The sequence below is a fragment of the Bradyrhizobium sp. 192 genome (genome assembly GCF_023100965.1).
Classification (GTDB): Bacteria; Pseudomonadota; Alphaproteobacteria; order Rhizobiales; family Xanthobacteraceae; genus Bradyrhizobium; species Bradyrhizobium symbiodeficiens.
In genome coordinates this window covers 5376961-5399267 of the sequence record NZ_CP064690.1, presented here as the reverse complement: position 1 = coordinate 5399267, position 22307 = coordinate 5376961, and the positions used below count along the sequence as shown (strand labels likewise).

General features: G+C 64.2%; 21 protein-coding genes and 1 tRNA gene. 16 read left to right on the top strand and 6 right to left on the bottom strand.

Going from position 1 to position 22307, the window contains the following annotated elements:
• Positions 1-3 precede the first annotated feature (3 nt).
• Positions 4-489 carry a Holliday junction resolvase RuvX gene (ruvX, locus tag IVB24_RS24985; RefSeq protein ID WP_094977858.1) on the bottom strand — a complete coding sequence of 162 codons (486 nt, stop codon included), beginning with the start codon at positions 487-489 and terminating at the stop codon, positions 4-6.
• 45 nt (positions 490-534) lie between these two features.
• On the opposite strand from ruvX, the gene IVB24_RS24980 reads away from it, so the two are divergent.
• A complete protein-coding gene (locus tag IVB24_RS24980) occupies positions 535-747 on the top strand; it encodes a hypothetical protein (RefSeq protein WP_247769388.1) in 213 nt (70 codons plus the stop codon).
• Between the two features lie 319 nt (positions 748-1066).
• Entirely contained in the window at positions 1067-3286 is a 2220-nt protein-coding gene (locus IVB24_RS24975) for a DNA/RNA non-specific endonuclease (protein WP_247769387.1), read from the top strand.
• 30 nt (positions 3287-3316) lie between these two features.
• On the opposite strand, the gene IVB24_RS24970 is transcribed toward IVB24_RS24975, so the two are convergent.
• A complete protein-coding gene (locus tag IVB24_RS24970) occupies positions 3317-4207 on the bottom strand; it encodes a LysR family transcriptional regulator (protein WP_247769386.1) in 891 nt (296 codons plus the stop codon).
• Positions 4208-4304: 97 nt separating this feature from the next.
• On the opposite strand from IVB24_RS24970, the gene IVB24_RS24965 reads away from it, so the two are divergent.
• The 9 genes from IVB24_RS24965 (at position 4305) to IVB24_RS24925 (ending at position 12365) form a co-directional block, all read left to right on the top strand.
• On the top strand, positions 4305-5288 hold the full coding sequence (locus IVB24_RS24965) for a nitronate monooxygenase (protein WP_247769385.1): 984 nt from the start codon (positions 4305-4307) through the stop codon (positions 5286-5288).
• Positions 5289-5299: 11 nt separating this feature from the next.
• Positions 5300-6376: a nitronate monooxygenase family protein gene (locus IVB24_RS24960; RefSeq protein WP_247769384.1), complete on the top strand. Its 1077-nt coding sequence runs from the start codon at positions 5300-5302 to the stop codon at positions 6374-6376.
• Between the two features lie 77 nt (positions 6377-6453).
• The gene (gene gatC / locus IVB24_RS24955) at positions 6454-6741 is read left to right on the top strand and encodes an Asp-tRNA(Asn)/Glu-tRNA(Gln) amidotransferase subunit GatC (RefSeq protein WP_028143922.1); all 288 of its coding nucleotides are present in this window, start codon (positions 6454-6456) and stop codon (positions 6739-6741) included.
• Between the two features lie 17 nt (positions 6742-6758).
• Positions 6759-6974, top strand: coding sequence for a hypothetical protein (locus IVB24_RS24950; protein ID WP_014494728.1), 216 nt, complete (start codon positions 6759-6761; stop codon positions 6972-6974).
• Positions 6971-8446, top strand: a complete 1476-nt coding sequence (gene gatA, locus IVB24_RS24945; protein WP_247769383.1) for an Asp-tRNA(Asn)/Glu-tRNA(Gln) amidotransferase subunit GatA — start codon at positions 6971-6973, stop codon at positions 8444-8446. The genes IVB24_RS24950 and gatA overlap by 4 nt, the downstream gene beginning before the upstream one ends.
• On the top strand, positions 8437-8739 hold the full coding sequence (locus IVB24_RS24940; RefSeq protein ID WP_247769381.1) for a hypothetical protein: 303 nt from the start codon (positions 8437-8439) through the stop codon (positions 8737-8739). Before gatA ends, IVB24_RS24940 begins: the two co-directional genes overlap by 10 nt.
• Entirely contained in the window at positions 8736-10214 is a 1479-nt protein-coding gene (gene gatB, locus IVB24_RS24935; RefSeq protein ID WP_247769380.1) for an Asp-tRNA(Asn)/Glu-tRNA(Gln) amidotransferase subunit GatB, read from the top strand. Before IVB24_RS24940 ends, gatB begins: the two co-directional genes overlap by 4 nt.
• Positions 10215-11793: 1579 nt before the next feature.
• The gene (locus IVB24_RS24930; protein ID WP_094977549.1) at positions 11794-12060 is read left to right on the top strand and encodes a hypothetical protein; all 267 of its coding nucleotides are present in this window, start codon (positions 11794-11796) and stop codon (positions 12058-12060) included.
• 95 nt (positions 12061-12155) lie between these two features.
• Positions 12156-12365, top strand: a complete 210-nt coding sequence (locus tag IVB24_RS24925; RefSeq protein ID WP_140480049.1) for a hypothetical protein — start codon at positions 12156-12158, stop codon at positions 12363-12365.
• Positions 12366-12511: 146 nt separating this feature from the next.
• Here IVB24_RS24925 and IVB24_RS24920 read toward each other — a convergent pair.
• Positions 12512-12604, bottom strand: a tRNA-Ser gene (locus IVB24_RS24920).
• Positions 12605-13402: 798 nt separating this feature from the next.
• On the opposite strand from IVB24_RS24920, the gene IVB24_RS24915 reads away from it, so the two are divergent.
• Entirely contained in the window at positions 13403-14920 is a 1518-nt protein-coding gene (locus IVB24_RS24915; RefSeq protein WP_247769378.1) for a porin, read from the top strand.
• 579 nt (positions 14921-15499) lie between these two features.
• Here IVB24_RS24915 and IVB24_RS24910 read toward each other — a convergent pair.
• Positions 15500-17920, bottom strand: a complete 2421-nt coding sequence (locus IVB24_RS24910) for a lytic transglycosylase domain-containing protein (RefSeq protein ID WP_247774167.1) — start codon at positions 17918-17920, stop codon at positions 15500-15502.
• 294 nt (positions 17921-18214) lie between these two features.
• Here IVB24_RS24910 and dapA point away from each other — a divergent pair, with 294 nt between their 5' ends.
• From dapA to IVB24_RS24890, 4 genes are read left to right on the top strand one after another with little or no spacing between them, the layout of a single operon-like run.
• Entirely contained in the window at positions 18215-19105 is an 891-nt protein-coding gene (gene dapA / locus IVB24_RS24905) for a 4-hydroxy-tetrahydrodipicolinate synthase (protein ID WP_094977553.1), read from the top strand.
• A gap of 28 nt (positions 19106-19133) precedes the next feature.
• Positions 19134-19574, top strand: coding sequence for a large conductance mechanosensitive channel protein MscL (gene mscL / locus IVB24_RS24900; protein WP_094977554.1), 441 nt, complete (start codon positions 19134-19136; stop codon positions 19572-19574).
• Between the two features lie 49 nt (positions 19575-19623).
• Positions 19624-20097: an SsrA-binding protein SmpB gene (gene smpB / locus IVB24_RS24895; protein ID WP_094977555.1), complete on the top strand. Its 474-nt coding sequence runs from the start codon at positions 19624-19626 to the stop codon at positions 20095-20097.
• Between the two features lie 4 nt (positions 20098-20101).
• Positions 20102-20683, top strand: coding sequence for a peroxiredoxin (locus tag IVB24_RS24890; RefSeq protein ID WP_140480045.1), 582 nt, complete (start codon positions 20102-20104; stop codon positions 20681-20683).
• Here the strand turns inward: IVB24_RS24890 and IVB24_RS24885 are convergent.
• Positions 20680-21354 carry a uracil-DNA glycosylase gene (locus IVB24_RS24885; protein WP_247769377.1) on the bottom strand — a complete coding sequence of 225 codons (675 nt, stop codon included), beginning with the start codon at positions 21352-21354 and terminating at the stop codon, positions 20680-20682. The genes IVB24_RS24890 and IVB24_RS24885 overlap by 4 nt on opposite strands.
• On the bottom strand, positions 21335-21982 hold the full coding sequence (locus tag IVB24_RS24880; protein WP_094977558.1) for an NYN domain-containing protein: 648 nt from the start codon (positions 21980-21982) through the stop codon (positions 21335-21337). Before IVB24_RS24880 ends, IVB24_RS24885 begins: the two co-directional genes overlap by 20 nt.
• Between the last annotated feature and the right edge of the window lie 325 nt (positions 21983-22307).

Below are 22307 nucleotides of genomic sequence, written 5' to 3'. Positions count from 1 at the left end.
CGGTCAGGCAGCTCCTGGACGGAGATTGGCGAGGCGGTCGAGCGCACCCTGCAGGATGAAGATCGCGGCGTGCTCGTCGATCACCTCGGCGCGCTTGGCGCGGCTGACATCCATGCCGATCAGCTCGCGCTCGACCGCCGCAGTCGAGAGGCGCTCGTCCCACAGGCCGATGGGGAGGGGTGTGAGGCCGGCAAAATTGCGGGCGAAGGCGCGGGTGGATTGCGCGCGCGGACCCTCGCTGCCGTCCATGTTGATGGGCAGGCCGAGCACGAAGCCGACCACCTTGCGTTCGGCCGCGATCGCCAGCAACCGGGCCGCGTCGTGCTTGAACGCCTTGCGCTGGATCGTCTCGACTCCGGTTGCGAGCCGACGGTCCGCGTTGGATACGGCAACGCCGATGGTCTTGGTGCCGAGGTCGAGCCCGACCAGCGCGCCGCGCGCGGGCCAGTGGGTTGCAGCATCGACGAGGGGCAGGATAAGAGCGGGCATGACGTAGCGCATATCACGCGTGGCGCCGCGGAGTGAACCCGGAACATGGATGCACTGACATTATTCGGCCTGTTCGCCGTCACGGCGATGCTGATCAGCTACGCCCTGGAAGATCGCAGCCATTGGTTCGTTCTGCTGTTCGCCGCGTCCTGCGCGCTCGGTTCGGCTTACGGCTTTCTGCAGGGCGCCTGGCCGTTCGGTCTGGTCGAAGCGATCTGGGCCGTCGTGGCGCTGCGGCGATGGCGGCTGAAGCGGTAGATCGTCCGACGGCAGCGGACGCGCGCGAAATCGTGACGCACATTTGCATCGGGCGATTTGTGGCAAATCTCACACAAGTGAACGCGCAGGCCATGGCATGATGCCGCGGCTCCGGCTGCGCGCGTCGATTGACGTTCTGGTTGCGTCACGGTAGTTTTGCAAGTCTAAAGTAGTGCGGGGCGATTGCCCCGATTTCCGGAACGATCGGCAGCGAACGGCAATTCAGGCCGGCGCTGCAACCTTGGCGCAATTTCTTAAGCGCCCCGACCACGCCCCATATTCGCCCAATCATTTTCGCCCCGTCATTTGAGAGGTCACAATGCTCATCAAGCCAAGCCTGATCGCGGGCTCAGAGCGGCGATTCAAGCAAGCCGAATTCTCACCTGAAGCCTTGAACCGGAAACTGGGCGACGGTCCGATCGAGATGACCGTCGAAAAGATGCGCGTGCGCCAGCGCCAGCTGCTGGCCGAGACGCAGGACGTGGAGAAGGCCGAGATCGGCCTGGAGCGGATCATCCAGGGCAATGATCTCGACAGCATCAACTATCTCGCCAAGGGGACTGGCGCCTCGCGCTCGGTCTGCCGCATTCAGCTCAGGGATCTCAAGTCGAACCTGCTCGGCTACGGCTCGGGCTTTCTGATCGGGCCGGGCCTGCTGCTGACGAACCATCATGTCTTTGGCAAGCCGGCCGACGCCGCCAATTCGATCGCCGATTTCAACTACGAGCTCGACATCGCGGGGCAGGAGCGTGTGCCGGTGCGGTTCGGCTTCGAGCCGGGCAAATTCTTCTACACAAATGACAGGCTGGATTTCTCGATCGTCGCGGTGGCACCGACCTCACTGTCGGGCGGGGAGAAGCTCGAGGACTTCGGATGGTTGCCGCTCAGCGGCGCGCCCGGCAAGGCAGATCCCGGCGAGTACCTCACCATCGTCCAGCATCCCAGCGGGCAGATGAAGCAGGTCTGCGTCCGCGAGAACAAGTTGCTCAAATATGTCGGCGACTTCCTCTGGTACAACACCGACACGACGTCGGGCTCGTCGGGCTCGCCGGCATTCAACCGCTTCTGGCAGGTGGTCGCGCTGCATCACAGCGGCGTGCCCCGGAAGGATGGGCAGGGCCGCACCCTGACCAAGGATGGCAAGGTGTGGAAAGCGTCGATGGACGAGTCGCTGATCGACTGGATCGCCAATGAAGGCATCCGGATCAGCGCGATCGTCGCCGATCTCAAGGTCGCCGTCGGCTCGCATCCCCTGATCAAGCCGGTGCTGGATGAGGAAGAGCCGCCGGTCCGGCTCGAGGTCGAGAACGCCCGGCCGCCGGTCGCCGCGCCCGCTTTCGGCGCCAATTTCTGGGTCGAGCAGTCCCTGGACGGGACCTCGCTGGTGGTCCCGATCCGCGTGCCGTTGCCGACATTCAGGAAGGACATTCCGTTCGCGCCGCCGGCACCCCTGCCGGTTCCCGCGGGGAGCAACGGCGGAGGCCCGAACGGCGGCATGCAGAACGGCGGCAAGCCGTTGCTCGTTCCGCCGTCCCGCCTCCCGTCAAACCTCAGTGCGAACGGCCTGCCGATGGAGGCCGTGCATATCGATCAGAGCACGCTGAAATCGCGCCCCGGATACAAGGCGAATTTTCTCGGCACCGGGAAATTCTCGGTGCCCTTGCCGAAGATTCCAACCGCTCTCAAATCCGAGATCGCGACGCTCAAGGGGAATTCAAAGCAGTCCGAGCTGAAATATTTCAACTACAGCGTCGTCATGAACAAGGCGCGCCGGCTCGCCTTCTTCAGCTGTGTCAATATCGACGGCGGGCAGCAACAGGACGTCGGCAAGCGCGAGGGCGATTCCTGGCTGCGCGATCCGCGCATCGATGACGATGCCCAGATCGGCAACGAGTTCTACCGCAAGCAGGCGACCCTCGAGGCGGACCGCAGCAAGAACCCGTTCGACCGCGGCCACCTCGTGCGCCGTCTGGACGCGACCTGGGGCGACACCGTCGCCGCGGCCAAGCAGCATGGTGACGATTCCTTCCACTTCACCAATTGCTCACCCCAGTTCTTCTCGTTCAACCAGGGCAAGCAAGTCTGGGCGGGACTGGAGGATTACACCCGCGATGTCCTGCTCGGAGGCGAGGCGAAGGGCATCGTCATGAACGGTCCGGTGTTCGACGGGCCGGATGCCGATGGCTCCGATCTGCCCAATCCGGCCGGGCGGCCGCACAAGGATCCGAGCTTCGGCGGCGTTCAAATCCCGAAATATTTCTGGAAGATCCTGATCCGGCGCAACGAGGACGACGACGCGCTCAAGGCGGCGGCATTCCTGATGAGCCAGCGAAAGCTGATCATGGACATCGATCGCATCCAGGAGGTGGATCTGCGCGAGAAGATGTCGGAGGAGGATGTCAGCGTCTTCCAGGTCTCGATCGCGGACCTCGCGAAATTGACCAGGCTCGACTTCGGCAATCTCGCTGATGCGGATTCGCACGAGGCGACCTCGGTCGGTCCGCGGCGGATCGAGTCCTATGAAGACATTCGACTCTAGAACGGCGCGGCCTGACGCGGCGTCACCGCGTCAGGCTGCGATGACGTCCGCGTCGGTTTTCAGGCAAGCGGCAAAGCCGGCCAGTGCGCTGGATTGATGTCCGGCGCGACGCTGGATGAAGAGTGTCTCGACCCGGGCATGCGAAGCGCTGAGGGTGTGGATCGAGACGGTGCCATTCATCGCGCTGCGTTCGACGACTGCGCGCGGCAGCAACGTCACGCCCATGTCGGCGGCGACGCAGCCGATCATACCGTCGAGCGTGCCGAGCTCGAAGCGCGCAGCGGAAGGCCAGCCGAACTCGACGAAGATCTGCTCGAGGCGCTGGCGGTAGGTGCAGCCGGTGCGGAACACCAGCGCGGTCGGGCCGGACTCCGGCGTGCCGGCGCGCAGCTCGGCAAGCGAAGCCCAGCGCCGCGCGCTGACCAGCACCAGCTCCTCGCGGAAGGCGCTCGTCGCAGTGAGGTCGTCGTGGGCGATCGGCCCTGCGACGAAGGCACCATCGAGCGCACCTTCGAGCACGCTTGCGACGAGGTCGGCGGTCGGTGCGGTACGCAAGGAAAGGCGCACGGCGGGACAGCGGCGGTGGAAATCGGCGAGCAGCGGCGGCAGCCGCACCGCCGCGGTCGTCTCCATCGAGCCGATCGCAAGCGGTCCCTTCGGCTCGCCGTCGTCGCGCGCGGCCAGCACGGCCTCGCGCGAGAGCGCGGCCATCCGTTGCGCGTAAGGCAAAAGGCGCTTGCCGGCGCCGGTCAGTGTCATGCCGCGGCTGTGGCGTTCGAACAGCGGCGTGCCGATCTCCGCCTCCAGCGCCTTGACGCGCTGGGTGACGTTGGATTGCACGGTGTTCAGCTCTTCCGCAGCGCGGGTGATGCCACCGCTGCGGGCAACTGCGGCAAAGGTCTTGAGGTCGCCGAGTTCCATGATGTCGTTTCGTTTTTCAGATGGCAGCGTTCGCTACAATTCATTTTCCGAGAATGCTAGTCGGACCTAGTCTCGCTGTCCAGATCAGGAAAGAGCCATGCCGATCGCGACATCGCTGACCACGCTGCTTGAGATCAGCCATCCCGTCCTGCTGGCGCCGATGGATGTCATCGCGGGCAGCCGTCTGGTCGCGGCGGTGAGCTGTGCCGGCGGCTTTGGCATTCTGGGCGGCGGCTATGGCGAGAGGATTTGGCTGGAGCAGGAGACGGCGAAGCTCGCCTCCCTGTCCGCGCCGTTCGGGATCGGCTTCATCACATGGAGCCTTGCCAAGCGGCCCGAGCTTCTCGACCTCGCGCTGGCGGCAAAGCCTTCGGCGATCATGTTGTCGTTTGGCGATCCCGCGCCGTTCGCAGCCAGGATCAAGTCAGCCGGCGCGCGTCTGATCTGCCAGGTTCAGGACGAAGCGATGGCGCGACAGGCGCTCGATGCCGGCGCCGATATTCTGATCGCGCAGGGAACGGAGGCGGGCGGTCACGGCGCCTCCCGCACCACGGTCGATCTCGTGCCTGCGATCGTCGATCTTGCCGCGGGCGTGCCGGTGGTCGCTGCCGGCGGCATTGCCGACGGGCGCGGGCTCGCCGCCATGATGATGCTGGGCGCGAGCGGCGTGCTGCTCGGCACGCGCTTCTATGCGAGCGTGGAGGCTGACGGTGCGGAGGAGGCCAAGCGGCGCATCTGCGCGGCGAACAGCGGTTCGACGTTGCGCGGCATCATCTTCGATCTCTCCCGTAACAATGTCTGGCCGGCGCCGTTTACCGGCCGATGCCTGGTCAATGATCACGCCCGGCGCTGGATCGGCCGCGAAGTCGAGCTGATGCAGAATGTCGCCGCAGTCGCGGCGGAATATACGGCGGCAAAAGCCGCCGGAAATTTCGACGTCGCGGCCGTCATCGCGGGCGAGGCGGTCGGACTGATCCATGATATTCCACCGGCAGCCGAGATCGTCGGTCGGATTGCGGTTGAAGCGGAGCAGCTTCTTGCCGGCCGCCGCAACTCCATCGCGTCCGTCGCCCGAATCTAGAGAGAACAACCATGTGGCCTGACCGTCGACTGATCGACCTCTTCAAGACCGAATTTCCGATCGTGCTGGCGCCGATGGCCGGCGTGATGGATGCGGAACTGGTGATCGCCGTGGCGGAGGGCGGTGGGCTCGGCTCGCTGCCGAGTGCGATGCTGTCGCCGGAGAAGGCGCGCGAGCAGGTCAACATCATTCGCCTGCGCGTGAAGGCGCCGGTGAACATGAACTTCTTCTGCCATACGCCGGTTGATCTTTCGACCGAGGCCGAGGCGCGCTGGAAGCAGCGGCTCACGGGCTATTACACCGAGCATGGTCTAGATCCCGCAGCGCCGATCTCTGCGGCGAACCGCGCGCCTTTCGACGCTGCCTTCTGCGAGGTCGTCGAGGAGCTGAAGCCCGAAATCGTCAGCTTCCATTTCGGCCTGCCGGAGCAGGCGCTGCTCACGCGCGTCAAGGCGGCCGGCTGCCTCGTCATCTCGTCGGCGACAACGGTGAGGGAGGCCGTCTGGCTCGAACAGCACGGCGTCGATGCCGTCATTGCGCAAGGCGCCGAGGCGGGCGGCCATCGCGGCATGTTCCTGACCGACAAGATCTCCGAGCAGCCCGGCACGTTTGCGCTGGTGCCGCAGGTCGCCGATGCCGTGAAGGTGCCGGTGATCGCGGCCGGTGGCATCGCGGATGGACGCGGCATCGCCGCCGCCTTCGCGCTCGGCGCCTCCGGTGTGCAGATCGGCAGCGCTTACTTGCGCTGTCCGGAATCCAAGGTCTCGCCGGGAGGCCGCAAGGCGCTGGCTGAAGCGCGGGACGATTCCACCGTGATCACCAATGTCATGACCGGGCGCCCGGCGCGCGGCGTCCAGAACCGCCTGATGCGCGAGGCCGGTCCGATCTCGCCGGACGCACCGCCGTTCCCCCATGCGGCGACCGCGCTGGGGCCGCTGAAAGCGGCTGCCGAGAAGCAGGGCAGGGTGGATTTCACCAATCTCTGGGCCGGCCAGGCCGTGGCGCTGGGCCGCGAGGTCCCCGCGGCCGAATTGACCCGGGATTTTGCCAAATCCGCTCTGGCCCGGATGAAGGCGCTGGCTGGCTAAGGCCAGTCACCCGGTTGCGGCGCAAAACCGGCCTCTGCTATACGGCACATAGGTTTTGCCGTGAGAGGCCTTATATAATGTCCGTCGACGCCGCTACCGTCCGCCGCATCGCGCATCTGGCGCGCATTGCGGTTTCCGAGGGCGAGGTTCCGCATCTGCAGGGCGAGCTCAACGCTATGCTCGCCTTTGTCGAGCAACTCTCGGAGGTCAATGTCGAGGGCGTGGAGCCCATGACCTCGGTCACCCCGATGCAGATGAAGAAGCGGCAGGACGTGGTCGATGACGGCGAGATCGCCGACGATATCGTTGCCAACGCGCCTGCGACCGAAGGCCACTTCTTTCTGGTGCCGAAGGTCGTCGAGTAGTTTTTAGGACCCGTGTCATGTGCATGCTTTGCGACGACGAGAAGGCCTATCAGGCCTACATGAACTATCTCGACAAGATGGAGCGGCAGGGCAAGGCTGCCGATCCCAACGTCGCCGTCAATGCCGTGCTCGACGAGATCGAGGCTGCCGCGAACGCCGCCGCCAAGAAAAAAGACGACCCGGCCAACGACAAGACCCTGTCTCCGTTCTTCTGCAGCCCGATCAATAAATGACCGATTTGACATCGCTGACGCTCGCCGAGGCCCGCAAGGGTCTCGCGGCCAAGACTTTCACGTCCCTCGAACTGACCGATGCGCATCTGAGCGCGATCGAGGCAGCGCGGGTGCTCAATGCCTTCGTGATGGAGACGCCGGAGCAGGCGCGCGACATGGCGCGGGCCGTGGACGGGAAGATCGCCAAGGGCGATGCCGGTCCGCTCGCCGGCATCCCGCTCGGCATCAAGGATCTGTTCGCGACCAGGGGCGTGCGCACCACGGCGTGCTCGAAGATCCTCGGTAATTTCGTGCCGACCTACGAGTCCACCATCACCTCGCAGCTGTGGCGCGACGGTGCGGTGATGCTCGGCAAGCTCAACAATGACGAGTTCGCGATGGGCTCGGCCAACGAGACCTCGTGCTTCGGTCCGGTCGGCAATCCCTGGCGGCGCGAAGGAAGCAACACGACGCTGGTGCCGGGCGGTTCGTCCGGCGGCTCGGCCTCGGCCGTGGCGGCGCTGCTCTGCATGGGTGCGACCGCGACCGACACCGGCGGCTCGATCCGTCAGCCGGCGGCATTCACAGCGACCGTCGGCATCAAGCCGACCTATGGCCGCTGCTCGCGCTGGGGCATCGTCGCCTTTGCCTCCTCGCTCGACCAGGCGGGTCCGATCGCACGCAGCGTCCGCGACAGCGCGATGCTGCTGCGCTCGATGGCCGGTCATGATCCCAAGGACACGACCTCGGTCGACATCCCCGTGCCGGATTACGAGGCCGCGATCGGCAAATCCGTGAAGGGCATGAAGATCGGCATCCCCCGGGAATATCGTCTCGACGGCATGCCGGCCGAGATCGAAAAACTCTGGAGCGAGGGCGCGGCCTGGCTGAAGGCGGCCGGCGCCGAACTCGTCGACGTCTCGCTGCCGCACACCAAATACGCACTGCCGGCCTATTACATCGTGGCGCCGGCGGAGGCGTCCTCGAACCTCGCGCGCTATGACGGCGTCCGCTATGGCCTGCGCGAGCAGGGCAAGAACATCAACGAGCTCTACGAGAACACCCGCGCCGAGGGGTTCGGTGCGGAGGTCCGCCGCCGCGTCATGATCGGCACCTATGTGCTCTCGGCCGGCTATTACGATGCCTATTATCTGCGGGCGCAGAAGGTGCGCACGCTGATCAAGAAGGATTTCGAGGATTGCTTCGCGCGGGGCGTCGACGCGATCCTGACCCCGGCGACACCGTCGGCGGCCTTCGGCATCGGCGAGAAGGGCGGCGCGGATCCGGTCGAGATGTATCTCAACGACATCTTCACGGTGACCGTGAACATGGCGGGCCTGCCCGGCATCGCCGTGCCCGCCGGCAAGGACGCGCAGGGCCTGCCGCTCGGCCTGCAATTGATCGGCCGTCCGTTCGAGGAGGAGACGCTGTTCTCGCTCGGCGAGGTGATCGAGCAGGCCGCCGGCCGCTTCACGCCCGCGAGGTGGTGGTGAATGCCGCCGCGTTCATCGCGAGCCTCGACGGCGCGGCGCCCGCGCCTGGGCTGAACGCGCCGCTCGCAGGTCTCTGGTGGGCCGCCAAGGGCGATTGGGACCAGGCGCACAGGATCGTCCAGGACGACAACAGCCGTGACGCCGCCTGGGTGCATGCCTACCTGCACCGCGTCGAAGGAGATCTCGGTAATGCCGGCTACTGGTACCGCCAGGCCGGCCAGCCCGCTGCAAAGGATTCATTGGAAGCGGAGTGGGAGCGGATCGCTGCCACGCTGCTCGGGAGCACGACATGAGCACGGCCACGCACAAGCTTCTCAAGGGCGCCACAGGTGACTGGGAGGTGGTCATCGGCATGGAGATCCATGCCCAGGTGACGTCGAAGTCGAAACTGTTCTCCGGCGCGTCCACCGCGTTCGGCGGCGAGCCGAACTCGCAGGTATCGCTGGTCGATGCGGCGATGCCGGGCATGCTGCCCGTCATCAACGAGGAATGCGTCAGGCAGGCTGTCCGGACCGGGCTCGGTCTCAACGCGCAGATCAACCTGCGCTCGGTGTTCGACCGCAAGAACTATTTCTATCCGGACCTGCCGCAGGGCTACCAGATCAGCCAGTACAAGTCGCCTGTGGTGGGCGAGGGCGAGGTGATCGTCGATCTCGACGGCGGCCGCAGTGTCTCCATCGGCATCGAGCGGCTGCATCTGGAGCAGGATCCCGGCAAGATGCTGCACGACCGATCGCCGTCGCTGTCCTACATCGATTTCAACCGCTGTGGCGTGGCGCTGATGGAGATCGTCTCGAAGCCGGACATCCGCGACGCCGAGCAGGCCAAGGCCTATGTCACCAAGCTGCGCTCGATCATGCGCTACCTCGGCACCTGCGACGGCGACATGGAGAAGGGATCCTTGCGCGCCGACGTCAATGTGTCCGTGCGCAAGCCCGGCGCGCCGCTGGGCACCCGCTGCGAAATCAAGAACATGAACTCGATCACCTTCATCGGCCAGGCGATCGAGTATGAAGCGCGGCGCCAGATCGAGATCCTGGAGGACGGCGGTCAGATCGAGCAGGAGACGCGCCGGTTCGATCCCAACAAGGGCGAGACGCGTTCAATGCGGTCCAAGGAAGAGGCGCACGATTATCGCTACTTCCCCGATCCCGACCTGCTGCCGCTGGAGTTCAGCCAGCAATTCGTCGACGAGCTGAAGGCGAAGCTGCCGGAGCTGCCGGACCAGAAGAAGACGCGTTTCGTCGCCGATCTCGGCCTCTCGGCCTATGATGCGAGCGTGCTGGTCGCCGAGCGCGAGAGCGCGGTGTTCTACGAGACGGTGCTCGACAAGCTCGGCAACCGCGCGCGCGACGGCAAGATGGCGGCGAACTGGGTGATCAACGAGCTGTTCGGCCGTCTCAACAAGGAAGGCCGGGATATTACGGACTCTCCGGTGAGCGCCGAGCAACTCTCGGGCATCGTCGACCTGATCGGCGAGGGCACGATCTCGGGCAAGATCGCCAAGGATCTGTTCGAGATCGTCTGGCAGGAGGGCGGCGATCCCCGCGCGCTGGTCGAAAGCCGCGGCATGAAGCAGGTCACCGATCTTTCGGCGATCGGAAAGGTTGTCGACGACATCATCGCGGCCAATCCCGACAAGGCCGCGCAGGTCAAGGACAAGCCGCAGTCGCTCGGCTGGTTCGTCGGCCAGGTGATGAAGGCGTCCGGCGGCAAGGCCAACCCGCAGAGCGTCAACGACCTGCTGAAGTCGAAGCTCGGCGTCTGACCTCGCACGTTCGAACGAGGTGACGGATAAGTTCGTCACCGCGGTTTCGTTCCTCGGCTGCGACGCTCGCGCGCATTCTCGGCGGTAAACTTCATCCCATCGATGGCGACGCCGCGGCCGAATCGCTGTCACGCGATTCGCGCAAAACGGCGGCTCGCAGACGCTCCGACGAGCGCTCGCGCCATTAATCATGAAAATATTTTCGTTGCCAAAAATCGCGACTCAGAGTCCGCGAAACGCCTTTGCAAGGTGATCTCGACCGTCACCATGCGCACCGACGGGTCGATCGAGCGCGATACGCGCGTGCAGAAAAATACTTGCTGCATAGAGTTTTCTGCAATCGCATCTCTCGCAGACATCGACGATGCGGGCACTCCGCGCGATCGTGCAAACGCATGATGCAGCGTGCTTGCATCGCGCTCGCCAAGCGCACGCGCTTTGCGTCGTCAACACTTCTTTAAGCGAGACGCTGTTTTTTTCGTTGTGTTGGTGTATTCGGGATGAGTGTGCACTCGATCCCCGAATGCATGCAGCGATTAAGCCATCTCACACATCGGAGGGCAACATGGCCAAGAAAGCTAAGAAGGCAAAGAAGGCGAAGAAGGCGAAGAGCGCAGTGAAGAAGACTGCGAAGAAGACCCGCAAGGTCGCCAAGAAGAAGTAACTTCGCTTCTGAAGTTGCCGGCTCCTCGAGAGCCGGCACGTCATCAGCGCCTCCTGGAGGTTCTGGTCGACGATAGAGGGTGTCGGCGAGACATCAGGTCAACGGTCGGACCGTTCTGTTTTGCGGTCCGGCAGAAGAAACGAGTTTTCTTCGTTCGGTGCGGGGCCGGTTCTCCGGTTCTGCAATTTCACGAGTAGCCTCGCGGTCAAAGTGGAATCTGGTCCTGACGTGTTCGCCGACGCCCTCGTTCTCCTGAGGCCGGGGTATTGCCGGCATTCCTTTTCCCCACATTGCTGATCCGACCACGGCGTGATCGTTGCGCTGGCCGCTCTCCCTTGGGCTGGTGAAGGCTGCGGCCCGATTGTGCGCTGCTCGCGCGCCGCTTCCGCCATTCGCGCTGTCATCGCCAGGCGTCGACCGGGCGATCGAGTCCGCCGCGGCTGCTCGTGCGACATGGCTGTCTCCTGAATGCCGTCATCCGCCTGCCGCCTTCGCTGAAGCTTCGGCGCTCCAGACGATGGGCCCGGCGAAAGCCTGGACAGTGGCCGGCGCGGGTGCCGATAGCGCTCGGGAACGCCACAGCATGCGTCCCACCGCGCGCGATGGTTATCGATGTCCCAAAATTCCAGGGTAAACCAAATCTGATGAATCGCAGAAGTGCCTGCAATTCAGGGACTTCTTGAATTCTGCGCGCCGGCGCCGCGAGGTCGCGTTTACGTCTGCTTCATCGCGATGCTTAAACTGCCATTCAAATTTGCCCGCCATCATCACCTCCAACAAGCCGGCAAACGGCCTTGAGCAAGAAGACTAAGGGATGAGTTGAACAGTGCAGGGTCCCGGAAAGGGTCATGCACATTAGAGTTGGACGGGAGCCGCGCTCGGGGGAGCAAGGCACAAGAAAAAAGGGGATGCGTTATGTTTCAGGGTACTTTCGATCTGGAGACGGCAACGCCGATCGACGCGACCGCATTGTCGGACGTGTTGTTCGAGCGCGGGATCTATTGGGCGAGCGGCCGGTCCGGGCTCGTCGATCTCGTCGCCGCGCACAAATGGTTCAACCTCGCCGCCCTGAAGGGCCGCAAGGACGCCGTGACGCTGCGCCAGGAAGTCGCCGGGCAGATGTCGGAGGCCGAGATCTCGGCCGCCCAGCGCGAGGCGAGGGCGTGGGTCTCCACGCACTGAACCGAGCATCGCATCCGCACCCGTGTTCGCACGGGTGGGCGTGATTGCGCTGAATCAAGTTTTTACGTCGTGCCGCGACATAAGACCCGTGCGGCATGAGCGGGCCCGACACCGATGAACGATGGCTGCCGATTCAGATCGCTCCCGATGAGTGCGATCTGGAACTCGGACGTCCGCACAAAACGGGGATTCTGCCCTGGTCGTTTCCGTGCCGGCGCAGATCCGGCGTCTGGTACAATGTCTGGGCCGGCGAGGCGGTGCTGATTTCGCCCTCGCATTGGCGGATCTGGCGGTTCCACCGCTAGACGCAGACGCAAGCACATACCCACACATATAAGGTGCGAATCGAGCTGAGTTCGGGGCGCCGATCCTTGCGGCAGGCTTTCACACCAGCCCTCAGGACTGCCTTCAGGTGAAAGAACGCACAGGCCTTGATTGATTCTGCTGCTGGTGGCGGAGAGGGAGGGATTCGAACCCTCGATACAGCTTGAGACCGTATGACGCTTTAGCAAAGCGTTGCCTTCAGCCACTCGGCCACCTCTCCGATGCGAGCCTTATGCATCTAATTGCTTGGGCTGGTCAATTTGGAAGCGCGTGTTTTCGTTCGAATATTCCCAGCGATTTTCGCAACAAGGCAATTTGCTCCCGGAGCATGACCGTAACGCTGCGAGAATGGGCGCCGAGCTCGAGCGTCCAGGGACGGTTTCGCCCATGACAACCATTGCGCTCGCGTAAGAGGCTGAATTTTCTGGAAGAATCAAGGATTCGGGCGGGGCGGTCGAAGGTTCGAATCTTGTCGTCTCCGCCAGCCCGCCCCATAACCTCCGCTATCCGCAGGCGGTGTGCGTCGCGCATCTCAGGGCCGTGCCTGCATCAGGCCGGGAAGGCGGAGAGCAGGTCGACGCTGCTTGAGTCTCCCTGTGATTCCACGATTCGAGTGCGTCAAAGCCTCTCCCGGCCAGGATCTCGCCCGCGGCGCCTTAAGTGGGGAATTTTGATGACAGATGGAACCGCGTCGAAAATGTTAGTAAAAACAATGCATTGCGGAGGCGGCTTGATCACATCTGCGTGTTATTTGTGCAACACCCGTCGGAAAACCAGCTTCTCAGGCCCGTTTCGGAGCGTTCTCTTGTTGTGTGTGCAAGGGCGTTCGGTAATTGTGACTGAGCGACGGAGGGGGGCATCCCGAGGTCGTCCCGTTTAGGTCAATTCGCTTAAGTCCCTCGCGTTCATGCGGGTGTGTCCGAAGACGCGAAGGAGCCCGAAGCGGTGATTTAAAGGGGGTTGGGGAATTGGCCGTCCGGTCAGTGACCTTCCCTGAAGAGCAACTTGGAGGTTTAACATGAAGTTGGTTAAGAGCCTTTTGCTCGGCTCAGCGGCGGGTCTGATCGCCGTGGGCGGAGCGCAGGCAGCCGATCTCCCCGTGAAGGCCAAAGCGGTCGAATACGTGAAGATCTGCTCGCTGTACGGCGCGGGTTTCTACTACATCCCGGGCACCGACACTTGCATCAAGCTGGGTGGTTACCTGCGCGCTGAAGTCGCGCTGGGCACCAACAGCGTCTACAACGGCAATTTCAGCGGTGCTGGTGGCGCGCACAACCGCCTGAGCAACTACTACACCATGCGGTCTCGCCAAGACCTCAACATCGATACCCGTACCGCGACCGAATACGGCGTGGTCCGCACGTTCTTCGATGCGACCTTCTCGTGGACGACCGGCGGCTACACCGGTGGCGGCACGACCGCGTACGACTCGGCTCCTGCCGGCACGTCGGGCAGCGGCTCGGTGGCAGGTGGTGCGCTCGGCGTGTACTACGCCTTCATCCAGTTCGCTGGCTTCACGATGGGTAAGGCGGTCTCCCAGTTCTCCGCTCCCTGGACCAACTATCCCGGCAACAACTTCGACGGTCTCGTCGGTGGTGGTGGTACGGTCACCGGTGTCAATCAGTTCACCTACACCGCTGACTTCGGTCAGGGCGTGACGGCGGCTTTCTCGGCGCAGGATCAGGTCCAGTACTATCAGGCGGGTATCAACAACCTCGGCACCCCCGGTACCTTCGGCTACGGCACCAGCGACATCGGCGGAAGCCGTTCGCCCGACCTCGTTGCGATGGTTCGTGTTGACCAGGCCTGGGGCCTCTTCCAGGCGTCGGTTGCGGCTCATGACAACCATGCTGGCTACTACGGCGCCACTGAAGTCACCGGTCATCCCGGCGACAAGTGGGGTTGGGCGGCTCAGCTGGCTCTGTCGATCAAGAACATCCCGACTGGCGCGGGTGACACGATCAACATCCAGGGCGTCTACACTGACGGTGCGACCCGCTACAACATCCAGGACCTCGCCGGTGGCGCTGGTGCTTGGACGAGCTACGGCAGCACGGGCCTCGGTGGTGCGTATCAGAGCCTCGGCATTGCCTTCGCGCCTGATGCGGTCTTCGTAGCCGGCGGCGGCTTGGAGCTGGTCCAGACCTGGGGTATGCGCGGTGCGTTCACCCACAACTGGGATCCGTACTGGAACACGGCGCTCTACGGTGCTTACGCTGGCGTCCGCTACAGCGGCGCAGCCAAGACCGCGATGTGCGGCGTGGGCGGCACGGTGTCGGTTGCTCTCGGCATTGCTTCGGGTGCCTGCAACCCGGACTACAACATCGCTCAGCTGGGCCTCATCACCCGCTGGACCCCCGTCAAGAACCTGACCTTCTCGGCTGACTTCAACTGGACCCATCTGGACCTGAAGTACGCTGCAGGGACGGTCACCGGTGCTGGCGCCAGCGCTGCGCTGGCCAAGCCGGTCGCTGCGTACGAGCTCAAGGATCAGGACAGCTTCACGCTGCTGCTCCGCGCTCAGCGCAACTGGTAAGTTCGGTCTAACGACCTGACAGAGAGCCCCGGCGGGAAACCGCCGGGGCTCTTCCATTTTTGTATGGTCTTCTGGCGGGCGAGCGGGGGAAGGGCGCCAAGCGAGGCTCGCCAAGGTTCGCCAAAGGTCGCAGCGATGGACTTTGCGCCGGCGTTCGATACGAAAGAAGCCGCCAAACGAGGCGGCCTCTCGCATTCTGAACCGCGACCGTCCGGTTTCATGTCCAGGGCACGGTGGTAGCAGGAGCTCTCAACGCTGAGCCACCCCTGTTGCTCTGGCACTCGTCGAAGGTCGCGAAGCCAAGAGCGTTTCGGCAATTCTGGACCGTGGCTTGGGACCGTTGCTTGTTTTGGCTTCGACTTTCGTGGTGGGCGCTCAACGGCACGATCGACATGAAGACGAGAGCGAGAGCGGACGGCGGCAACGTCTTTCCCGGCTTTCCTCGTCGTCTTGTTGCCCGGGATAGCCAAGATCTCTCCCCAGACGGACGCGACCAAGGCGGGCATGGAGCCTCTCACCTAATCCAGGCATATTTGGCGATCGCGCGGGGCATGCCTTCGAACGAGAGAGACGGCGCCGCTATTCCACGCTGCCGGCGCCGCGGCGCAGATCGGCCTCGATCTGCAGGCGCGTGCCGCCGCCGAAGCGGGCCCGGTAGACCTGCAGGTTCTCCATGATCCGCTGCACATAATTGCGCGTCTCGGAGAACGGAATCAGCTCGACCCAGTCGACCGCGTCGACCTTGGGGTCGCGCGGATCGCCGTAGCGCTCGACCCACTTCCTCACGCTGCCGCGGCCGGCATTGTAGGCGGCGAAGGTCATGATGTAGGAGCCGCGATAATCCTCGAGCAGTCCGCCGAGTTCGGCCGAGCCGAGCGTGGCGTTGTAGACCGAATCGTTCTTCAGCCGCCCCAGATCGTAAGTCGCACCGTGCCGCTTGCAGACATAGCGCGCAGCGTCGGGCGTCACCTGCATCAGGCCGTAGGCCTGTGCCGGTGAGACCACACGGGGGTTGAACGCGCTCTCCTGGCGGGCGATCGCATAGACGATGCTGCGCTCGACTTCGGGACCGATCGGCGTGAACTGCGGAATGCCGTTGACGGGGTAGGCGTAGAAATCGAACGGAAGGCCGCGATTGAGTGCGGCCTTGCCGAGCAGCAGCATGCCGCGCGCATCGTTGTAGCGCTGGGCCAGCTCGCCGAGGCCGGCGAGCGCTTCGGGATCGCCGTTCTCGCCCATGTCGGCCAGCAGCGGTATCGCCATCTCGCGCTCGTCGAGCTCGTAGAGCAGTTGCGCGGCGCGCACGATCTCCAGCCGTTCGGCGCCACGGCCGCGCGGCTGGCTGTTGAGCTCGATCTGCGGCAGGCCGAGCTTGGCCCGGGCGAGCTGGCCGTAATAGCTGGTCGACTGTTCGGCGGCGCGGGCATAGGCGTTGCGCGCTTCTTGCTGGCGCCCCGCCGCTTCCGCGGCGCGGCCCTGCCAGTAGCCGGCACGCGCCAGCGCGGTCGGATTGACGCTGCCGACGCCGATGCGGGCAAAATGCTGGGTGGCGGCTGCGGGGTCGTTGAGGAAGCGCAACGCGATCCACCCGGCCGTGAACTCCTGCTCGGTCTTGTAGATGTCGCGCGAGGGCAGTGCGGCGTCGCGCGCGATCAGATAGGCGCTGCGGAATTCCTCAGTGTCGATCATCTTGCGCGCCAGGAGACGCCGCTCGATCCACCATTCGTCGAGATTGTGGAGGCGACCCGGATCCTTCGGCGCCGAAAGCATGAGCTGTGCTGCCTCGGCGAATTTCTCCTCGCGGCGCAGCAACTGGATCTTGCTGAAGATGAAGCCGGGGTCGTTGTGCAGCTCGCGGGGCACGGCGTCGAGCAGCGCGCGCGCGTTCGGCGCCTTCTTGACCGCGGCGATGCGGGCCCTGGCGAGCGCGACATAGCCGGCGCCCAGGCGCTTTGCGGCGCGCATCGCGGCTTCGTTCTCGCTGCCGTAGAGCAGGGTGTCCATCCGCGCCTTCTGGTCGCCCGGCGTCAGCAGTGCGCCGAACTGGTCGAGCACGTTGTTCTCGGTGTCCTCCGACATCGGATCGCTGCGCCACGCCTCGCGCACCAGCCGTTCGGCATTGGCGCGGTCGCCGCGCGCCAGCATCGCCTTGGCGAGCGCGAAACGGCCCTTGGCGGACACGGGAGATTCGTTCTCGAACCACGACCACGCGACGGACTCGTCGCGCCTGTCGTCCCACATCGCGGCCTCGAGGCGCCGGCGCAGGAAGGTCTGCGACGGCCAGCTCGGATTGGCGGAAAGGAAGGCGCGGTAGCGCTCCACGGTCGCGCCATTGTCCTCGCTGCGCAGGATGATCCATTCCGCGAGTTTTCGCGCGACCGGATCCGAGATGCCTGCTGCGACGTCGCTGGCGTCACCCGCCTTGCGCTTGCGCACGAGCTCGATGACGCTCTCGAGGGCGTCCTTGTCACCCTGCGGCGTCGAGGAGGTCGCCGCGACAGCGGCCGGGATGACCGGCTTGCGCGGCGCGGCATGCTGGCGGGTCGCCGGAGCCAGCACGGGCGCTGCGGCCGGCCTGGCGGCGGGGGCGGAAGGTCTGACGGTGGCCGTCACGGCCGGCGCGGGTGCGGTTTTCGGCGGCGAGGCGCTGGCGGCCGGATGCGATTTCGACCGAGCTGCCGCTGCGGCAGGCTTGGGCTTGTCCTTCGCGGGCTCTTTTGCGGCGCTCTTGCCGGCGTCCTTGCCAGTCTCCTTGGCCGGCTTCTTCGCGGCGTCCTTGGCCGGAGCGCCGGCGGCACCCTTGCTCGCCCCTTTGGCCGCGTCTTTCGCAGTTTCCTTGCCGGTTCCCTTGGACGCGCCCTTCGCAGCGTCCTTGGCAGTATTCTTGGTGGTATTCTTGGTGGTGTTCTTGGCGGCTGGCTTCGCGGTGTCCTTGCCCGCTTCCGCGGTCGTCTCATTGGACTTGGCCAGGGCGGCGCAGCCGACCGTCAGCCCTGCCATCAGGGACAGGATCAGGCCGGTGGATCGCCAAGCGGCACGAGGGAATGAGGTCACGGCGTTTCGTTGCCCCGAATCAGTCAACTGGCCCAAGACCTACCTGTACAAGATCCAGCTGTATTTGATTGAATATGCGGACAAAATACCAACAGCCGCTTACCTTCGCCCGGTTTGCACCACCACCGCGGCAAAATCGCGGCCTAAACGGTGCGTCACACGGAAGCGGGCCTTTTACCGGCGGGATAGACCCGATATGAAAGGGCTTGCTCAAGAGATAGCCGCGTACGGAGGAAGTCCATGGCAGCCAAGACGAAATTCCGGGGGTCGTTCACCGCCTTGGTCACGCCGTTCAAGAACGGCTCGCTGGACGAGGCGGCTTTCCGGTCCTTGGTCAACTGGCAGATTTCGGAAGGCACCAACGGCCTGGTCCCGGTCGGCACCACCGGCGAGAGCCCGACGCTCAGCCATGACGAGCACAAGAAGGTGGTCGAATGGTGCATCGCTGAAGCCAAGGGTCGCGTGCCCGTCGTTGCCGGCGCCGGCTCCAACTCGACCAAGGAGGCGATCGAACTCGCCCAGCACGCCGAGAAGGCGGGCGCGGATGCCGTGCTGGTGGTGACGCCCTACTACAACAAGCCGACCCAGGAAGGCATGTACCAGCACTTCAAGGCCATCAACGACGCGATCGGCATTCCGATCATCATCTACAACATCCCGCCGCGATCGGTAATCGACATGTCGGTCGACACCATGACGCGGCTGTGGGAGCTGAAGAACATCGCCGGCGTCAAGGACGCCACCGCCAGCATGGTGCGCGTGTCGCAGCAGCGTGCGGCGATGGGCGAGGATTTCAACCAGCTCTCCGGCGAGGACGCCACCATCCTCGGCTACATGGCGCATGGCGGCCATGGCTGCATCTCGGTGACCTCGAACGTCGCGCCGCGCCTGTGCTCGGAGTTCCAGGCGGCCTGGGCGAAGGGCGACGCCAAGGCGGCGCTCGCGATCCACGACAAGCTGATGCCGCTGCACAACAACCTCTTCATCGAGAGCAACCCGGCGCCGATCAAGTACGCGATGTCGCTGCTCGGCAAGCTCGACGAGACGCTGCGCCTGCCGATGGTGCCGGTCTCCGAGCCGACCCGCGTTGCCGTGCGCAGTGCCATGGTGCACGCTGGCCTGATCAACTGATGGGTTAACCAAACCGGGGAGGCCGTTCATGAGCGTCGATGACAAGGGCAGGCGGATGCTCACGGAGTTCCGCGAATTCGCCATGAAGGGCAACGTTGTCGATCTCGCGGTCGGCGTCATCATCGGTGCGGCCTTCGGCGCCATCGTCACCTCGCTGGTCGGTGACATCATCATGCCGATCATCGGCGCGGCGACCGGCGGCCTCGACTTCTCGAACTACTTCGCCCCCTTGTCGAAGGCGGTGACCGCCACCAACTTAGCGGATGCGAAAAAGCAAGGCGCCGTACTTGCTTACGGCAGCTTCCTGACGCTGACGATCAACTTCATCATCGTCGCCTTCGTGCTGTTTCTGGTGATCCGGGCCATGAACACTCTGAAGCGGAAGGAAGAGACCAAGTCCGCGGAGCCGCCGAAGCCGTCGGCGGAGGTCGTGCTGCTGACCGAGATCCGCGATCTCCTCAAGAAGTGACGCGCGCGCTTCATCCAAACTGTTAGCATCGCGCTCAGGTCTCACCGCCATGGCTGATAAGAACGAACGTCCGATCAAGGTCATGGCGGAAAATCGCAAGGCCCGCTTCAACTATGCGATCGAGGATACGATCGAAGCGGGGATTGCGCTGACCGGCACCGAGATCAAGTCGATCCGCAACGGCAAGAGCACGATCGCGGAATCCTACGCCGACTCGAAGAACGGCGAGATCTGGCTGATCAACGCCACCATTCCCGAATATCTCCAGGGCAACCGCTTCAATCACGAGCCCAAGCGGCCGCGAAAGCTGCTGCTGCATCGCAAGCAGATCAACAAGCTGATGGGCGCCGTCGACCGCGAGGGCATGACGCTGATCCCGCTCAAGCTCTACTTCAACGAGCGTGGCCGCGCCAAATTGCAGCTGGCGGTTGCAAAGGGCAAGAAGCTGCACGACAAGCGCGAGACCGAGAAGAAGCGCGACTGGAGCCGGGAGAAGGGCCGCCTGATGCGGGCGAGAGGATAGCGAGATGAACCAGCGCAACCTGCTCGAGGTCGATTGGAGCCAGATCCCCGCACCTGAAGACGACGGCGCCGCCGCGCATCTGGTCGGCATGACGCTGCCGCCAATCGGCCTGCTCGCGACCGACGACACCTCGGTGACGCTGTCGGCGATGCGTGGCCGGACCGTGGTGTTCGCATATCCCCGCACCGGCGAACCCGGCAAGATTGCGTTGGTCGACGATTGGGACATGATCCCGGGCGCGCGCGGTTGCACGCCGCAGACTTGCGCGTTTCGCGACCTGTTCGCCGAGCTGAAGGCTGCCGGCGCGGCGCAGGTGTTCGGTCTTTCGACGCAGAGCAACGCCTACCAGACCGAGATGGCGTCGCGGCTGCATCTGCCGTTCCCCGTGCTGTCGGACGAGAAGCTGGCGCTGACGCGCGCCCTGAAGCTGCCGACCATGGAGGTCGCTGATCTCACGCTGATCAAGCGTCTCGCGCTGATCGTCGACGACGCCCGCATCACCCACGTTCTGTATCCGGTGTTCCCGCCGGACCGGAACGCCGGCGACGTGCTCGACTGGCTGAAGGCCAATCCGGTCCGCGCCTAATCCAGATCCGCCTTCACCTTCGCGAACACCGAGCGGAACATGTCCGGCGTCAGCACGCGGGTGTTCGTGTTGTAGCGCGAGCAGTGATAGCTGTCGTAAAGCTTGAACGCGCCGGCCTGATGCACGGCGCCGTGGCTGAAGGGGGCCTGCGAGGCCTTCAGGTTCAGCGGCTTGAGCACGCTGTCGTGCGCAATCCGCCCGAGCGCGATGATCGCGCGCAGCTTTGGCATCGTTGCGAGATTCGCGACGAGGAACTGCCGGCAGGTGTTGATCTCGACCGGCAGCGGCTTGTTCTGCGGCGGAACGCAATGCACTGCGTTGGCGATCCGGCAGTCGACAAGCTTCAGCCCGTCATCGGGACGCGCCTGATAAGTGCCCTTGGCAAAGCCATATTCGAGCAGCGTGGCGTAGAGCAGGTCACCGGCGTAATCGCCGGTGAACGGCCGCCCCGTGCGGTTGGCGCCCTGCATCCCCGGCGCGAGGCCGACGATCAACAGGCGGGCCTCGATGTCGCCGAAAGGTGCAACCGGCGCATTGTGCCATAACGGCTCGCGCGCCCGGTTCGCCTCGCGAAAGGCGACCAGGCGCGGACAGAGCGGACAATCGCGGTCGGGAACGACATTGGGAGACTGGCGGCTTGACCTGGCCGCCTCACTCCTCGAAGTCGTCATCGCCCCTCGGCGCCATCGTGGTTGCGCGCTGGAGGAATTGCGGGGCGTGGTGGCGTCCCTCACCACGCTCGCCGCGGTCACGCGGGGCGGGGCGTTCGGACGGATCGCGGCCGAGCTTGGATTGCAGCTCGACGAGATCGGTGAAGACGTCGGCCTGGCGGCGCAGCTCGTCGGCGATCATCGGCGGCTGGCTGGCGATGGTGGAGATCACCGTGACCCGCACGCCGCGGCGCTGCACGGCCTCGACCAGGGAGCGGAAGTCGCCGTCACCGGAGAACAGCACCATCTGGTCGATGTGCTCGGCAAGCTCCATGGCGTCCACGGCGAGCTCGATGTCCATGTTGCCCTTGACCTTACGGCGGCCGGAGGCGTCGATGAACTCCTTGGTCGCCTTGGTCACGACGGTGTAGCCGTTGTAATCTAGCCAGTCGATCAGCGGGCGGATCGAGGAGTACTCCTGATCCTCGATGATCGCGGTGTAGTAGAACGCCCGAAGCAGCGTTCCGCGACTCTGAAACTCCTTCAGCAGGCGCTTGTAGTCGATGTCGAAGCCCAGAGTTTTCGCCGTTGCGTAGAGATTGGCTCCGTCGATGAAGAGCGCGATCTTGTCGGTAGAGGAAGGTGACATTCAGTTTGCTCGCGTAGCGTTCGTGATTGATGTTTTATTGTTGGCGCGGCGGCAGCATTGCCGCGCATTTCCAGAGTGCCGCCGAGACCCGTCGAAACCGCAAATCCGGAGAAGTCGGGGCAAACAAGGTATAGTTATGACGGACATGCATACACCCGGCGCCGCCCTCGATGGCAGCCCGGGACACCACCCATTCCAGCCCCAATGTGGGGGTAGCAGAGCCGTTTGGCGAGGCCAAATCACAAATTGGCCTTGCGAAATCGCCCCGGCCCCTATAACTAGCGCCAATCATCCACATATTTCGTCCCACCCACAACGGAGCGAC

What these genes read in the sequence shown, in the direction of transcription:
- IVB24_RS24925 (WP_140480049.1), top strand. Translation starts at nt 12,156, where the DNA reads ATGAGCGGGCCCGACACCGATGAACGATGGCTGCCGATTCAGATCGCT.
- smpB (WP_094977555.1), top strand. Translation starts at nt 19,624, where the DNA reads ATGGCTGATAAGAACGAACGTCCGATCAAGGTCATGGCGGAAAATCGC.
- IVB24_RS24880 (WP_094977558.1), bottom strand. Translation starts at nt 21,982, where the DNA reads ATGTCACCTTCCTCTACCGACAAGATCGCGCTCTTCATCGACGGAGCC.
- IVB24_RS24930 (WP_094977549.1), top strand. Translation starts at nt 11,794, where the DNA reads ATGTTTCAGGGTACTTTCGATCTGGAGACGGCAACGCCGATCGACGCG.
- ruvX (WP_094977858.1), bottom strand. Translation starts at nt 489, where the DNA reads ATGCCCGCTCTTATCCTGCCCCTCGTCGATGCTGCAACCCACTGGCCC.
- dapA (WP_094977553.1), top strand. Translation starts at nt 18,215, where the DNA reads ATGGCAGCCAAGACGAAATTCCGGGGGTCGTTCACCGCCTTGGTCACG.
- IVB24_RS24980 (WP_247769388.1), top strand. Translation starts at nt 535, where the DNA reads ATGGATGCACTGACATTATTCGGCCTGTTCGCCGTCACGGCGATGCTG.
- IVB24_RS24910 (WP_247774167.1), bottom strand. Translation starts at nt 17,920, where the DNA reads ATGGCAGGGCTGACGGTCGGCTGCGCCGCCCTGGCCAAGTCCAATGAG.
- IVB24_RS24885 (WP_247769377.1), bottom strand. Translation starts at nt 21,354, where the DNA reads ATGACGACTTCGAGGAGTGAGGCGGCCAGGTCAAGCCGCCAGTCTCCC.
- IVB24_RS24970 (WP_247769386.1), bottom strand. Translation starts at nt 4,207, where the DNA reads ATGGAACTCGGCGACCTCAAGACCTTTGCCGCAGTTGCCCGCAGCGGT.
- gatC (WP_028143922.1), top strand. Translation starts at nt 6,454, where the DNA reads ATGTCCGTCGACGCCGCTACCGTCCGCCGCATCGCGCATCTGGCGCGC.
- gatA (WP_247769383.1), top strand. Translation starts at nt 6,971, where the DNA reads ATGACCGATTTGACATCGCTGACGCTCGCCGAGGCCCGCAAGGGTCTC.
- IVB24_RS24915 (WP_247769378.1), top strand. Translation starts at nt 13,403, where the DNA reads ATGAAGTTGGTTAAGAGCCTTTTGCTCGGCTCAGCGGCGGGTCTGATC.
- IVB24_RS24960 (WP_247769384.1), top strand. Translation starts at nt 5,300, where the DNA reads ATGTGGCCTGACCGTCGACTGATCGACCTCTTCAAGACCGAATTTCCG.
- IVB24_RS24975 (WP_247769387.1), top strand. Translation starts at nt 1,067, where the DNA reads ATGCTCATCAAGCCAAGCCTGATCGCGGGCTCAGAGCGGCGATTCAAG.
- IVB24_RS24890 (WP_140480045.1), top strand. Translation starts at nt 20,102, where the DNA reads ATGAACCAGCGCAACCTGCTCGAGGTCGATTGGAGCCAGATCCCCGCA.
- mscL (WP_094977554.1), top strand. Translation starts at nt 19,134, where the DNA reads ATGAGCGTCGATGACAAGGGCAGGCGGATGCTCACGGAGTTCCGCGAA.
- gatB (WP_247769380.1), top strand. Translation starts at nt 8,736, where the DNA reads ATGAGCACGGCCACGCACAAGCTTCTCAAGGGCGCCACAGGTGACTGG.
- IVB24_RS24965 (WP_247769385.1), top strand. Translation starts at nt 4,305, where the DNA reads ATGCCGATCGCGACATCGCTGACCACGCTGCTTGAGATCAGCCATCCC.
- IVB24_RS24950 (WP_014494728.1), top strand. Translation starts at nt 6,759, where the DNA reads ATGTGCATGCTTTGCGACGACGAGAAGGCCTATCAGGCCTACATGAAC.